This is a genomic window from Paenibacillus sp. PsM32 (genome assembly GCF_030433815.1).
GTDB classification, from domain to species: Bacteria; Bacillota; Bacilli; order Paenibacillales; family Paenibacillaceae; genus Saccharibacillus; species Saccharibacillus kyungheensis.
In genome coordinates, this window is record NZ_JARUWY010000038.1 from 1 (window position 1) to 688 (window position 688).

The 688-nt window shown below is 56.4% G+C and carries 1 rRNA gene; it reads left to right on the forward strand.

What is annotated here, in order from left to right:
• Positions 1-688: ribosomal RNA gene (locus tag QCD85_RS23640) — 23S ribosomal RNA — on the forward strand; the annotation flags it as partial.

The window sequence follows — 688 nt, forward strand, 5'->3', positions numbered from 1 at the left end:
GACATCGGAGCGCAAGCTTCGGTTGAGGCGCCGTTGGGATACCACCCTGATCGCATTTGAGTTCTAACCTCGTACCGTGATCCGGTACAGGGACCGTGTCAGGTGGGCAGTTTGACTGGGGCGGTCGCCTCCTAAAGTGTAACGGAGGCGCCCTAAGGTTCCCTCAGAATGGTTGGAAATCATTCGAAGAGTGTAAAGGCATAAGGGAGCTTGACTGCGAGACAGACACGTCGAGCAGGGACGAAAGTCGGGCTTAGTGATCCGGTGGTACCGCATGGAAGGGCCATCGCTCAACGGATAAAAGCTACCCTGGGGATAACAGGCTTATCTCCCCCAAGAGTCCACATCGACGGGGAGGTTTGGCACCTCGATGTCGGCTCATCGCATCCTGGGGCTGAAGTAGGTCCCAAGGGTTGGGCTGTTCGCCCATTAAAGCGGTACGCGAGCTGGGTTCAGAACGTCGTGAGACAGTTCGGTCCCTATCTGTCGTGGGCGTAGGAAATTTGAGAGGAGCTGTCCTTAGTACGAGAGGACCGGGATGGACGCACCGCTGGTGTACCAGTTGTTCCGCCAGGAGCATCGCTGGGTAGCTACGTGCGGAAGGGATAAGCGCTGAAAGCATCTAAGCGTGAAGCCCCCCTCAAGATGAGATTTCCCAGTATGTAAGACCCCTTGTAGACGACGAGGT